A 12994-nucleotide genomic window follows, 5' to 3' on the forward strand; every position below is an offset into this window, starting at 1 on the left:
CCCCGCCGGGGGCCGCTCTAGGTCATACCCCCCGCCGCCCGCGCCAGTGCCCAGACCTCGGGGGGGGCCCCGGGGGGGGGGGGGCCCCCCCCCCCCCCCGGGGGGGGGGGGGGGCGGGGCCCCCGCACCGCTCCGGCCTCAACCTCCTTGGCGTGCAGGCCGGTTGACCGGGTCACCCCTCGGCGGCCTGCTCGGGGAAGAGCCGGGCCCAGGGGCGCTGGCGGCCCTCGCTGACGGCGGCGATGCCCGCCGCACCGTACCGGGCGGTCTCCAGGGACCAGGCCAGGTTGCCGCTCATCAGGGCCCGCATGCCCTCGACGTAGTCGTCCACCTGGGACCGCACCTGCTCGGGGAGTGCGGTCTCGGCGAGCCGGGCGTCGAGTTCGGCGGTGAGCTCCTGGAAGCGGGCCAGCCGGGTGTTGGCCAGCTTGGCCACCCGCCGCACCGCCTGGTCGACGGTGCACATCTCCTGCCTGAGCAGAATGATGACGCTGTTGTTGACGTCACCCGCGGCCAGCTCCTTGTCCACGGACACCATGTCGTTGACGAAGATCACCACATCGGCCGTGATCTCCCGCATCTCGGCCAGCGGCTCCCCCTCGTGCAGCTCCTTGGGGAGCGTGTAGCCGCCGCAGCGCTCCACCAGGTCCAGACAGGGCTGCACGCCTATCGAGTCCCGGCGGCCGCGCAGGAATCCGGGGAGCGACAGCGTGCCGTTGCGCGTCCGGTTCAGCGCCTCCCAGTGATATGCCGTCAGATACTCCCGCCAGTGGCCGCGGAATCGGTCCTGCCACAGAAGCGGGGTGCCCGCCGTCACCCGCTGCCAGAGGTCACGGAAGCTTTCGGCCAGCCGGTTCGTGGCCTCGCCCGGCACCGGCGGCTCGTCGCTCATGGTGTGCAGCACCGTGTCGACCTGGCGCAGCACGAATTCGGGGCGCTTGCCCAGCGGCCCGTCGAACTGGTCGTCAAAGACGAAGAACCACGCGTTGAGGTCGGTGGCCAGGGCGAGATGCTGGTCCGAGGCGTCAGGATAGAAATACGCCATCAGACGCTCCAGGCCCATCGCGTCGTACTCGGCGGTCGCCTGCTCCCCGGCCAGCATGCCGAACTGATGCAGCCAGTCCAGCGTGTGCCGCCGCGCCAGACCGTGCCGCACATGGCGCCGGGCCGGGAAGGGGATGTCCACGAGCCCGGTCCGCGTCCGGGTCGACCGGACCCTGCCAATGCTGCCCATGCGGCACCGCCTCCTTAGCGCTCTGCTTCGTACGTTATTCAATCGTCCAATTTTCGACCGATCCCTGGCCTGCGAGAAGTCGCATTGCGCCGGAGCCCGTCAGCGCGCCAGGGGCGTACGGGGCAACGTCCCGCGCCCCTTATTGACAGAACGAGCCCAGTAGTCCACTCGATTCGGCCAACACAAAACCCCAACGAGCTGACGGAGGTTGGATATTCATGTCACGGTACGTGTCCGGGGGCGTAGGCTCGCTGCTACTGCCAGAAGGGGACCGCTGTGGCGGAGACGAGGGGCCGGGGCGGACTTCCGCGCCGGACGCTCTTTGAGCGCGACGATGAACTGCTGCTGTTCGACAGCATGTTGAACGACCTGTGCGACCGCGCGGGCGAAGGGAGCGCGCCCAACGGCGGACTGCTCGCCATCGCCGGTGCGGCAGGCCTGGGCAAGACCACACTGGTCGCGGAGGTACGCCGAAAAGCCGCGGCCCGCGGCTGCACCCTGCTCGCCGCCCGCGGCAACGAGCAGGAGGAAGGCGTCGCGTTCCACGTCGTACGCCAGCTCGTGCAGCCGGTGCTCGCGGCGGTGAGCGAGGAGGAGCGCCGGAAAATACTGGGGAGTTGGTACGACATCGTCGCGCCGGCGGTCGGGCTGATCGCCGGACGCAGCGGCGTCGCACCCGACCCGCAGGGCGTCCGCGACGGCCTCGACTGGCTCATCACCCGGTTCGCGGTCCAGAACGCACCTGTGGTGCTCGTGGTGGACGACGCGCACTGGGCGGACGAGGAGACCCTGGCCTGGCTCAGCTCGTTCGCGTTGCGCGCCACCGACCTGCCCCTGCTGATCGTCGTCGCCTACCGGCCCGAGGAACTCCCGCGCCACGCCGACGAGTTCCACCGCCTGGCCACCCGGCACGGCTCACGCCCGCTCGACCTCTCGCCGTTCACCCCGGCCGCCGTCGCCGGACTGGTGCAGGACGTGATCGGCGAGGGCGCCGACGAACTGTTCACCCGCGAATGCTGGACACTCACCGCGGGCAACCCGTACGAAGCCGTCGAACTCATCGCGAGGATCCGCGACCGCGGACTCAAACCGCAGTACGTCAACGCCGGCGAACTGCGCGAACTGGCCTCCGCCGTGAGCGGCAGCGGCCTCATCGCCCGACTGGACCGGCTCGGCCCCTCCGCGGGGCGGCTCACCTGGGCCGTCGCCGTGCTCGGCACCGACGCCGACCGGGACATGGCGGGCGGCGTCGCCGGACTCGGCGCCGAGGAGATGTCCGACGCCGTCGACCGGCTGCGCGAGGCCCGGATCCTGGCCGGACCGCAGGACGCATCCACGCGTCTGGAGTTCTTCCACCCGCTCGTCGGCACCGCCGTCTACCGGGCCATCCCGGCAGCGATGCGGGTCGCCATGCACGGCCAGGCGGCCTTCGCCGTCACCGAGGCCGGGCTCGGCGCGACGGTCGCGGCCCGGCACATCCTGGAGATGCACCCCGAGAACGACCGGTGGGCGGTGCGGCAGCTGAGGGCGGCCGCCCGCGACTACCTGCGCGCCGGTGCTCCGGACGCGGCCCGGCGCTGTCTGGCCCGCGCCCTGCGCGAACCACCCGCCCTGGAGGAACGCGCCGAGGTGCTCTTCGAGCTCGGCTGCTCGGCCCTGCTCAACGAACCCGCCACCACCGTCAACCACCTCAAGGCGGCCCTCGAAGAGACCGAACTCGCCCCGGAACTGCGCGAAGCCATCACCTACAAGCTGGCCCAGGCCCTCGCGCACACCGACCGCATGGGAGAGGCCGCGGCCACCGTCGCCGCCGAGGCCAAGCGGTCCACCAGCGCCCGCACCCGGCTGCGGATGCAGGCCGAGACCTTCCAGTGGAACGCGTTCCGCGCCGACGAGGAGGACTCCCCGGCCCGCTCCCGAAGCCTCGCCCGGCTCGCCGACCACCTCACCGGCCGCGGCAAGGCCGAGCGCTACATCCTCGGCCTGCGCGCCTGGGACGCGATGGTGCGCGGCGAACCCGCCGACACCGCCCTGCGGTACGCCGAGGAGGCCCTGGAGGGCGGGCTGGAGTGGACCGACGAGAACTGGGGCTTCGAGGTCCCGGTCCTGGTCGCGCTCACCTTCATGTACTGCGACCAGCCCGGCCGCGCCGACGAGCTGTTCAACCAGGGCATCGCCGAATGCGAGCGCAAGGGCTGGCGCGGCGCACACCTCTCCTTCGGGCTCACCCTGCTCGGCTACATCAAGTTCCACCGCGGCCGGCTCGCCGAGGCCGAGGCCCTGGTGCACAGCGGACTGCGGATCGCCGACCGGGTCGGCCAGCAGGTCCCCGCCCAGTGGTTCGCGCTCGGCATCCTCATCGAGATCCTGCTCGGCCGCGGCCGCATCCAGGAGGCCCAGGAACTCTCCGACCGCTACAACTACGGGCAGGTCGTGCCCAACGCCGTCGTCTACCCCGACTCCGAGACCGTCTACAGCGAACTGCTGATCGCCCGGGGGCTGCGCACCGACGCCGAGGAACGGCTGCGGGCGGTCGGCCGCAGGCTCGAACCCCGGGGCATGCGCAACCCCATGTGGTGCCCGTGGCGGCCGCTGCTCGCCCAGACGATCGCCCACACCGATCCTGCCGAGGCGGCCGAGATCGCGCAGGAAGCCGTCGACACCGCTCGGCGGTTCGGGACCCCGGGCGCCATCGGCCGCGCCCTGCACGCCGCCGCCAAGGTGGCCTCGGGCGCCGACAGCCTGGCCCTGATGGCGGAGGCCGTCCGCCATCTCGAACGGTCTCCGGCCGCGTTCGAGCTGGCCCAGGCGCTGGTCGACCACGGTGCGATGCTCAGCCGCGCGGGACTGCCCCAGGACGCCGCCGACCTCCTGATGCGCGGCCTGGAGAGCGCCGCGCTCTGCGGGGCCGACGCGCTGGCCGCACGGGCCCGCGAGGAACTGGCCGCCTCCGGTCTGCGCCCGCTCCAGCTGAGGGCCGTCGACTCGGACTCGCTCACCTCCCAGGAGAAGGCGGTGGCCGAGCGGGCGGCCCAGGGCTGGGACAACCGGCGGATCGCGGAAGAGCTGGGCACCAAGGAACGAACGGTGGAGCTCCTCCTGTCCGGCGCCTTCCGCAAGCTCGGCACCAACCGGGACGGCCTGGCGGGCCTGCTGCCCTGCCAGACCCGCGGCTCCGGCCTGAGAGGAGTACCCGGCCACTGAGAGCCTGTGTGTGAACCACCCCGGCACGGCCCCGGCCCCCGAGCCACCCGATGGCAGGGGAGCCGGGGCCGTGCCGCATCCGCTGCCCGGCGACCCGCCGCGGCCCCGCACAGGCGCCCCCCGCCCGCCGCCGCGGAAGAGACGTCCGACCCGCCGCGGCCCCCGGCCCCGGCTCCGCCGGACCGCTTCCGCCACGTACCATTGACGGCATGTCCTTCCTCCGCCGCCGCAGCGCCGCCACTCCCGCGGGCCCGGACTTCGACGTCCTGGCCATGGACCCGGGTGACTGGCCCGGCAACCTGGGCGCCGGTCTGCTGCCCGCCCCCGACGGCAGCTGCCAGGGTGTCTTCCTGCGCTACGACCTGTTCGGCGGGCGCGGCCCGGCGATGATCATCGGCAATCTGCCGGAGGGCTCCCCGGCCCGCGAGATGGCCGAGGGACAGGTGCCCTTCGAGGTCGCCCAGCTGCTCGTGGCGCTGGAGAATGACGAGCCCGTCGAGGTCGTGGACACCGAGGACATGCCGGTGATGCAGGGAGACAACCTCCTCATCGTGCGCCGCCTCAAGCTCTCCGAAAGCCGCATCTCCTGCGTGCAGTTCGACCGCAGCGACAACGTCCTCGTCACGATCGCCAGTTGGGACCGGCCGATCACCGACGACCTGTACGCGCTCCTGAAGCCGCTCCCCGCTGAGCTCTTCCAGCAGAGCTGAGCGCCGCCCCCTGGCGCTCCGTCCCACAGCCCGGCACCTCCGTCCAGGTGCCGGGCTGCTTCATGCCCCCGGCCGGGTGAATCCGGCCCGCAGGCCTCCCGGGTCCGCGCCACCAACAGGTCAGACGCTCGTCAGAGGTCTGGGCCACTGGTACAAGTCGGGCCGGTGAAGGGGCTCTTGACGAGCCGTCACCTCAGGTCACAGAGTGTCCGCGCGTACCGCACTCGCCGCACGGCGAGAGAGCCCCGCGTGCACCTCCCGGCAGGAAGGTTGTCCCATGACGTCCAAGCAGCGGACCAGACTCGCGCTCGCGACGGCCGGCACCCTCGGCCTCGCCCTGACCGGCCCCGTCGCACCGGCGAGCGCCGCCGGGCAGCGCACCGAATGCCCCCGCGTCCTGACGTGCGACTGGGTCCCGGCGGCCTACCAGCAGACCGGCGCCCCCGCCAACAAGGAGGCGTACGGCAACTACGACCGCTCCGACCGGCCGCACACCAACAAGATCAAGTACATCGTCCTGCACGACACCGAAGAGACCTTCGCCAGCACCCTGAAGATCTTCCAGGACCCGACCCGCGCCGCCTCCGCGCACTACGTCGTACGCTCCGCCGACGGCCACGTCACGCAGATGGTGAAGACCAAGGACGTCGCCTGGCAGGCCGGCAACTGGTACCTGAACACCCACTCCATCGGCATCGAGCAGGAGGGCTTCGCCACCGGGGGCGCCCAGTGGTACACGCCCGAGATGTACCGCTCGACGGCGGCCCTGGTGCGCTACCTCGCCGCCAAATACGACATCCCGCTCGACCGCCAGCACATCATCGGCCACGACAACGTGCCGCCGACCACCGCGGCCGGCACCAGGGCCATGCACTGGGACCCGGGCCCGTACTGGGACTGGAACCACTTCATGACCCTGCTCGGCAGACCCACCGAGCCCACCGCCCGGCCCAGCAGTCAACTGGTCACGATCAACCCGGAGTTCAAGCGGAACCTCCAGGCGATCCGCGACTGCGAGAAGAACATCGACCTGCCCGTCCAGCCCAGCAGCGCGGTCCCGCTGTACACCGAACCCGCCACCACCGCCCCGCTGTTCGCCGACCCCGCACTGCATCCGCCCGGCCAGCCCGGCACCAACTGCGCCAACGACTGGGGAAGCAAGATCAGCGCCACCCAGCAGGCCGTGGTCGCCGAACGGAAACCCGGCTGGACCGCGATCTGGTGGTACGGCCAGAAGGCCTGGTTCCAGAGCCCCGAGCACACCCGCACCACCACCCCGACCGCCGGCCACGTCGTACGCCCCAAGCCGGGCCTGACCGACGTGCCGGTGTACGGCACCGCCTATCCGGCGGCCTCCGACTACCCGGCGGACTTCACCGCGCCGCACGTGGGCACCCCGCTCGGCTACACCATCAAGGCCGGCCAGTCCTACCCCGGCGGCGGCCAGGCGCCCGCGGGCTACTACTACGCCCCCACCATCGACTCGTCGTACCCCTACGACCACACGTACTTCCCCGGCGGCACCGCCTATGTGACCGTGCAGATCGGGCACCGGATCGCCTTCGTGAAGGCGTCCGACGTGGACGTCGTCCGGGTGCGCTAGCGCGACGACAGTGCGCTGCGCGCCCAGTGTGTCGGCACTGGACGCGCAGCGCGCTTCCCCCTCTGCCCGGTGGTCAGCGTGTGCCGACCGCCGCCCGCACGGCCCGCCGCGCCAGCGCGCAGTCGTCGTGCAGCCTGCGCAGCAGCAGCCGCTGCTGCTCCCCGGCGGACAGCACACCCGGCGGGGGTGCCTGCGCCGGACTCGCCGGTGCCGCCTCCCGCATCGTGCGCTGCACCGCCGTCTCGTACGTCCGGATCTCCCGGGTCAGTACGAGCATCAGGTTCACCAGGAAGGCGTCCCGCGAAGCGGGGCCCGCCGCCTGCGCCGCCTGGCTGATCCGCCGCCGCTCCATCGGAGCGTCGCCGAGCACCGCCCACAGCGTCGCCAGGTCGTAGCCGGGCAGGTACCAGCCGGCGTGCTCCCAGTCGACCAGGACCGGACCGGCAGGCGACAGCAGGATGTTGGAGAGCAGCGCGTCGCCGTGCGAGAACTGCCAGGAGACCCGGCCCGACGCCGCCAGACCGTGCACCAGTTTCTGAAGGTCACTCAGATCCCGGTCGGTGAACAGTCCGAGCTCGTGGTAGCGGGCGATCCGCGGCGCGTACTCCAGCGGCCTGCCGAACATCTCGGCGGGCGGCCGCCAGGCGTTGACGCGCCCGACCGCACCGAGGGCGGCCCGTACATCTGCCCGTGGCGGGGCCTCCACGGGGTGGCGCGTCAGGGCCGCCGCCCGGCCCGGCATCCGTTCGATCACCAGGGTGCAGTTGTCGGGATCGGCGGCGATCAGCCGCGGCACCCGCACCGGTGGACGGTGCCGGACGAAGGCCCGGTACGCAGCTATTTCGTGCCGGAACCGCTCGGCCCAGGCGGGCGAGTGGTCCAGTAAACACTTGGCGACGGCCGTCGTGCGTCCTGTGGTGCCGACGATCAGCACCGAGCGTCCGCTGTGCCGCATCACCTGCACCGGATTGAACTCCGGGCAGATGCGGTGCACCGACGCGATCGCGATGCGCAGCTGGGCGCCCTGCGGGCCGGACAGGTCGATTCTGCCGCTGAGCGGCTGGGTGCCCGCCCCGGGGCGGCGCGGCATGCGGCCCGCGCCGTACGCCGGTGCGGCGTGGGTGGGGTCGAGGTACGGTCCGCCGCCCGCCCCCAGGGGACGGTGCGGACGGGGCGGGGCGGACACGGAGGACGATGCTGTGTACATGGGGTGACAGATCCCTTCGTGTGCCGGCAAGTTGCGTGCGCTACCCGCCCCGGTGGCCGAGCCGCACCCTGGGGAATGGGGTCCGGCCCCCGAGTCGGGGTGGCGCTCTCTTACCTGACACCCGGCCGCGGGTGGCACACCATCTGGCGCACCCTGGCGAACGGTGGCGAATACTCGCGCCGCATCTGACAGGGGGATTACTGTCAACTCAGCCGAGAACCTGGGGGCTTGACGTGAGCGGACAACCCAACACCCGCCTGAACGACCTGTTCGGCCTCGCCGGATGGTCCAAGGGTGAACTCGCGCGACTGGTGAACCGGCAGGCGGCGGCCATGGGCCACCCCCAACTGGCCACCGACACCTCGCGGGTGCGGCGTTGGATCGACCTGGGGGAGACCCCGCGCGATCCGGTGCCCAGGGTGCTGGCGGCGCTGTTCACCGAGCGGCTCGGCCGTGTCGTGACCATCGAGGATCTCGGGTTCGACCGGCACGGGCGCGCTGGAAAGCGGAACGACGTCAGGAACATCAAGAATCCGGACGGCCTTCCGTGGGCGCCCGAACGGACGGCAGCGGTCCTCACCGAATTCACGGGAATGGACCTCATGCTCAACCGACGCGGTCTGGTGGGCGCGGGCGCCGCGCTCGCCACTGGTTCCGTACTCAGCAGCGCCATGTCCGACTGGCTGCACACCGACCCCGTACTGTCCGCCGACGCCCCCCGTATCGAAGACCCGCTGCGCATCGACCCCGCCGGGTTCGACCGCTACGAGGCCGCCCCCATCGGGTCGCAGGAGATCGACGCGCTGGAGCGCTCGGTCGAAGTCTTCCGCGCCTGGGACGCCTCCCGCGGCGGCGGACTCCAGCGCAAGGCGGTGGTCGGCCAGCTCAACGAGGTGGGCGGCATGCTCGCCTACCGCCACCCCGACCACCTCCAGCGCCGCCTGTGGGGCGTCGCCGCCAACCTCGCCGTGCTCGCGGGCTGGATGTCCCACGACATCGGCCTGGAGCCCACCGCGCAGAAGTACTTCGTCATCGCGGCCCACGCGGCCCGCGAGGGCGGCGACCGCCCGCGGGCCGGTGAGGCCCTCTCGCGGGCCGCCCGCCAGATGGTCCACCTGGGCCGCCCCGGCGAGGCCCTCGACCTCATGAAGCTCGCCAAGTCCGGTTCCGGCGAGGAGACCCTGCCGCGCACCCGCGCCATGCTGCACACCATCGAGGCGTGGGCCCAGGCGTCGCTGGGGCACGGTCAGGCGATGCGCCGCACCCTCGGCGAGGCCGAGGAGCTGTTCGTCTCCGACAAAGGCGATGTGCCGCCGCCCAGTTGGATGCAGATGTTCGACGAGGCGGACCTGCACGGCATGGAGGCCCTCGCCTTCCGCACCCTCGCCGACCACGAGCCGGCCGCGGCGGCCATCGCGCAGAAACACGCCAAGCAGGCGCTGGAACTGCGGGTGGGGGGCCGTCAGCGCTCCAAGATCTTCGACTACATCTCGCTGGCGTCGGCCTGCTTCATCGCCGACGACCCGGAACAGGCGGACCGCTATGCCCGGCTGGCCCTGGTGTCGATGGGGGAGACCTCCTCGCACCGCACCTGGGACCGGCTGCGCGAGATGTACCGGCTCACGGGCCAGTACGCGGGCTACGCGAAGATCGAGGACCTGCGCCAGGAGATCGAGCTGGCCATGCCCCAGTCGCCGTCCAAGCGGGGGCGGATCGCGGACATCTAGAGGGGGTTGTACGTCGGACGCGTACAACCCCCCGGCCCCCCTCGGGCCGTTCCTCCGCCGGCCGGGTCAGGACCCGGTGCCGGTGGGCCTCAGGCCCCGATGCGGGCCACCAGCACGCAGGCGTCGTCCTCGCGCTCGTGCTCGCCGAACTCCTCGGTGATCATCCGCACGCAGTCCTGAGCGGTGCGGACCCCGTCGAAGAGCGGCGCGAGGTCGAGCAGCCTGCGCTGCTGGGACTCCTCGGACGCACTCTGCCGGGTCAGCCCGTCGGTGTGCAGGACGAGCAAGTCGCCCGCGCGGAGGGTGAGTTCGGCCTGCCCGTAGGCGGCTCCATGGGTGGCGCCGAGCAGGACGCCCTCCGGTGCGCCGAGGGCGTGCCCCGTCCCGTCGCGGAACAGCAGCGGGGCGGGGTGGCCTGCCTGGGCCCAGAAGAGCCTGCGCCGCGCGGGCTCGTAACGACAGCAGACCGCACTGCCCAGGGCGGGCTGCACGGTCGTTTCAAGGAGCTGGTTGAGGTGGCCCATCAGGGGGCCGGGCGCCAGGCCCGCGACGGCCATTCCGCGCAGCGCGCCGAGCAGCATCGCCATGGCGCCGGTCGCCGTCACACCGTGGCCGGTGAGGTCGCCGACGGTCAGTAAAGAGGACCCGTCGGGCAGTTCGAGAGCGTCGTACCAGTCGCCGCCGATCAGGGCGCTGGTGGTGGCGGGCAGATAGTGCGCGGCGATGTCGAGGGCGCCGGGACCGCCGTGCGGGAGCCGCAGGGAGCCGCGCCACGGTGGCAGTACGGCCTCCTGCAGCTCTACCGCGAGCCGGTGCTCGGTCTGCGCGATGCGGCGCTGGCGCTGCAGGCAGTCGCGGCTCTCCCGCACGGCACGCTGACTTCGCCGCAGCTCGCTCACATCGCGCAGGACGGCCCACATCGAAGCGGTGCAGCCGTCGGCGTCCAGCACCGGCTCGCCCATCATGTGGAGCGTGCGGACCCCTCCGTCGGCCCGTACGATCCGGAACTCCCCGTCGATGGGCCGGCCGTCCACCAGGCAGGCCGTGACCATCGCGGTGAGCAGCGCCTGGTCCTCGGCGAACACCATGGTGGGCAGTTCGTCGAGCGACATGCCGCCGCTCGCGGGGGAGCGCCCGAAGATCTGGAAGAGCTCCTGCGACCAGCTCACCTCGTCGGTGAGCAGGTTCCATTCGGCGCTGCCGACGCGGCTGAGCAGCGATTCGGTGTCCGGCTCGCCGTGGAAGGACCTCTCGGCGGCGAGCACCGCCGCGTCCTCCTCCTCGGCGGTCAGCCCCTCGCGCAGCTGGCCCAAGTGGGAGCCCAGATCGTCCAGTTGATGGGCCGCCAGATCGCACAGCGCGCGCTGCCAGCGCCCCTGTGCGTCGTCGTCATCGTCCACGAGCGCTTCGCGGCGCACCGCGTCAAGCCCGCCGCGCAGCCGGCGGGTCTGCGTGATCAGTGCGTCGACCGTGCCCCGCTCGGGCGGTTGCGGAGCGGGTCGGTCCGCGAACAGATGGGACGGCATGACGTTCTCCGATGCGGCCGCGGTAGAGCTTTGGTCTGGTGATGTGGACCGGTTACGACTGTTGCACAGGGAGCGATGCCCCGTAAGGGATTTGGCAACACTCGATACGGTGGTGCTTCTGGTATATGCCAAAGGCCTCCGGATCGACCTCCCGCGAGCCCGGCCCGGAGCGGCGCCCGCGGCGGTGGAAACCTGCAACTACCCCTGGGGCGAAGCATATTGGGGCAGCCGGGTGGCGAGGGCGGCCGCGCACAGCAGAGCGGCGACCGCGCCCGTGACGGGGGACCAGCACCAGGCGGTCAGCGAGCCGGCGGCCGCCCCCGCCACCACGGCCGCGAGCCGTGCCGCCACCCAGCGGTCCGAGCGGCGCGGTGCGCGTTTCGCCAGCCGCCCCGCGAGCCCGGTGAACGTACCGGTGAAGTACGTGGTCGGGGTGCCCCATGCCCGCGCCTGCACCCCCATCGCGAGGGAGACCGCGACCAGCAGCACCAGCTGGGAGCCGAGCGAGCGGCCGAGGCCCAGCGACCAGCCGGCCGCCGCCAGTGCGAGCAGCACGGTCTCGGCCATCAGCAGCAGGCGCGGCGTGATCCGGTGTCCGGCGACGGCCGCCCCGGCCGCGCCGAGCGCGTACCCGACGAGCGCGGTCAGGGCCCGGGGCGCCACATCGCGGTCCCCGGCCCCCACGGACGCGCCGACCAGGACGAGATTGCCGGTCATCACCCCCGCGAACACCTTCCCCAGGCACAGGAAGGCGAAGGCGTCGGTGGCGCCGGAGGCCGCCGACAGGACAAGAAGGGCCGGTTCGTTCTCCCCGGCGGGGGAAGTTGTCGTGTTCGCGGAACTCATCAGGGCATTCTCGTCTCCTTGAAGATGCGGACGCGTCACGGCGCCCCGATCCCGCCCCCATGGCGAGTCCACGACAAGGGTCCACTACGGTCCCTGGTGAGCACACCGGCCCGCTCTCGCGGGCCTCACGGGAGGAAGAGAATGAAGATCGACTGGGACCGGCGCACCTGCGCGCGCCGCGGCCATGTCACCTACGCGCCGCAGGAGGCCGTACTGCGCGACCGGCTGCGGGCCGAGACCGGTCTCGGCGAGGCCTGGCGCTGTCTGCGCTGCGGCGACTTCGCCCTCGGTGAACCGCACGGAACCGGCCCCGCGGACGAGGCCCCGCTGGTGCCGCGCGGCAAGGTACTGCGCGATCTGTTCATCCTGCGCTTCCTGGCCGTCGAGCGGGCGGTGCGCGGCGTGTTCATCGTGCTCGTGGCGATCGCGGTGTGGAAGTTCAGCAACAGCCAGGACTCGGTGCGCCGGTTCTTCGACGAGTACCTCGACGTCTTCCGGCCGGTTTTCCGCCACTTCCACTACGACCTCGACCACTCGCCGGTCGTGGGCACCATCCAGAAGACCTTCAACTACAAGCACTCCACCCTGGTGATCGTCGCCGTGGCGCTGTTCGTGTACGCGCTGATCGAGATCGTCGAGGGCGTCGGCCTGTGGCGGGCCAAGCGCTGGGCGGAGTACCTGACGGTCGTCGCCACGGCGGCGTTCCTGCCGCTGGAGATCTACGAACTCACCGACAAGATCAGCTGGGTGAAGATCGTCACCCTGACGATCAACATCCTCGCCGTCCTCTACATCCTGCTCGCCAAGCGGCTGTTCGGGCTCCGGGGCGGTCACGCCGCCTTCGAGGCGGAACGGCACAGCGCCTCGCTCCTGGAAGTGGAGACCACGGCGGGCGTCCCGGCGCACGGCTGACGCGTACGGTGCGCGCGACGGGTAC

At 71.9% G+C, this 12994-nt stretch carries 9 protein-coding genes; 5 read left to right on the forward strand and 4 right to left on the reverse strand.

The features are described 5' to 3' along the window. Positions 1 to 172: 172 nt before the first annotated feature. Positions 173 to 1234, reverse strand: a complete 1062-nt coding sequence (locus ACIBK6_RS09270; RefSeq protein ID WP_399050194.1) for an isoafricanol synthase — start codon at positions 1232 to 1234, stop codon at positions 173 to 175. A 276-nt stretch (positions 1235 to 1510) separates the two neighbouring features. On the opposite strand from ACIBK6_RS09270, the gene ACIBK6_RS09275 reads away from it, so the two are divergent. The 3 genes from ACIBK6_RS09275 (at position 1511) to ACIBK6_RS09285 (ending at position 6751) form a co-directional block, all read left to right on the forward strand. Next, positions 1511 to 4438 carry an ATP-binding protein gene (locus ACIBK6_RS09275; RefSeq protein ID WP_399050196.1) on the forward strand — a complete coding sequence of 976 codons (2928 nt, stop codon included), beginning with the start codon at positions 1511 to 1513 and terminating at the stop codon, positions 4436 to 4438. Positions 4439 to 4647: 209 nt separating this feature from the next. After that, a complete protein-coding gene (locus ACIBK6_RS09280; protein WP_399050198.1) occupies positions 4648 to 5148 on the forward strand; it encodes a hypothetical protein in 501 nt (166 codons plus the stop codon). Between the two features lie 277 nt (positions 5149 to 5425). Next, positions 5426 to 6751, forward strand: a complete 1326-nt coding sequence (locus ACIBK6_RS09285) for an N-acetylmuramoyl-L-alanine amidase (protein ID WP_399050200.1) — start codon at positions 5426 to 5428, stop codon at positions 6749 to 6751. A gap of 73 nt (positions 6752 to 6824) precedes the next feature. Here the strand turns inward: ACIBK6_RS09285 and ACIBK6_RS09290 are convergent, their stop codons facing one another. After that, positions 6825 to 7958 (reverse strand): aminoglycoside phosphotransferase family protein, encoded by a 1134-nt coding sequence (locus ACIBK6_RS09290; RefSeq protein WP_399050201.1) that lies wholly within the window; start codon positions 7956 to 7958, stop codon positions 6825 to 6827. Positions 7959 to 8191: 233 nt separating this feature from the next. Here ACIBK6_RS09290 and ACIBK6_RS09295 point away from each other — a divergent pair, with 233 nt between their 5' ends. After that, positions 8192 to 9685, forward strand: coding sequence for a hypothetical protein (locus tag ACIBK6_RS09295; RefSeq protein ID WP_399050203.1), 1494 nt, complete (start codon positions 8192 to 8194; stop codon positions 9683 to 9685). 89 nt (positions 9686 to 9774) lie between these two features. Here ACIBK6_RS09295 and ACIBK6_RS09300 read toward each other — a convergent pair whose 3' ends face one another. Beyond that, on the reverse strand, positions 9775 to 11211 hold the full coding sequence (locus ACIBK6_RS09300; RefSeq protein WP_399050204.1) for a PP2C family protein-serine/threonine phosphatase: 1437 nt from the start codon (positions 11209 to 11211) through the stop codon (positions 9775 to 9777). 198 nt (positions 11212 to 11409) lie between these two features. Next, complete coding sequence (locus ACIBK6_RS09305; RefSeq protein ID WP_399050206.1) at positions 11410 to 12057, reverse strand: YoaK family protein; 648 nt, start codon at positions 12055 to 12057, stop codon at positions 11410 to 11412. Between the two features lie 141 nt (positions 12058 to 12198). Here ACIBK6_RS09305 and ACIBK6_RS09310 point away from each other — a divergent pair, with 141 nt between their 5' ends. After that, the gene (locus tag ACIBK6_RS09310; protein WP_399050208.1) at positions 12199 to 12969 is read left to right on the forward strand and encodes a DUF2127 domain-containing protein; all 771 of its coding nucleotides are present in this window, start codon (positions 12199 to 12201) and stop codon (positions 12967 to 12969) included. Positions 12970 to 12994 lie beyond the last annotated feature (25 nt).

Origin of the sequence: Streptomyces sp. NPDC050485 (genome assembly GCF_044458185.1) — a bacterium.
In the GTDB taxonomy this organism is placed as follows: Bacteria; Actinomycetota; Actinomycetes; order Streptomycetales; family Streptomycetaceae; genus Streptomyces.

Bases quoted from the DNA above. Each gene is read 5' to 3' on its own strand.
- ACIBK6_RS09305 (WP_399050206.1), bottom strand. From the start codon at position 12,057: ATGAGTTCCGCGAACACGACAACTTCCCCCGCCGGGGAGAACGAACCG.
- ACIBK6_RS09310 (WP_399050208.1), top strand. From the start codon at position 12,199: ATGAAGATCGACTGGGACCGGCGCACCTGCGCGCGCCGCGGCCATGTC.
- ACIBK6_RS09300 (WP_399050204.1), bottom strand. From the start codon at position 11,211: ATGCCGTCCCATCTGTTCGCGGACCGACCCGCTCCGCAACCGCCCGAG.
- ACIBK6_RS09270 (WP_399050194.1), bottom strand. From the start codon at position 1,234: ATGGGCAGCATTGGCAGGGTCCGGTCGACCCGGACGCGGACCGGGCTC.
- ACIBK6_RS09290 (WP_399050201.1), bottom strand. From the start codon at position 7,958: ATGTACACAGCATCGTCCTCCGTGTCCGCCCCGCCCCGTCCGCACCGT.
- ACIBK6_RS09285 (WP_399050200.1), top strand. From the start codon at position 5,426: ATGACGTCCAAGCAGCGGACCAGACTCGCGCTCGCGACGGCCGGCACC.
- ACIBK6_RS09280 (WP_399050198.1), top strand. From the start codon at position 4,648: ATGTCCTTCCTCCGCCGCCGCAGCGCCGCCACTCCCGCGGGCCCGGAC.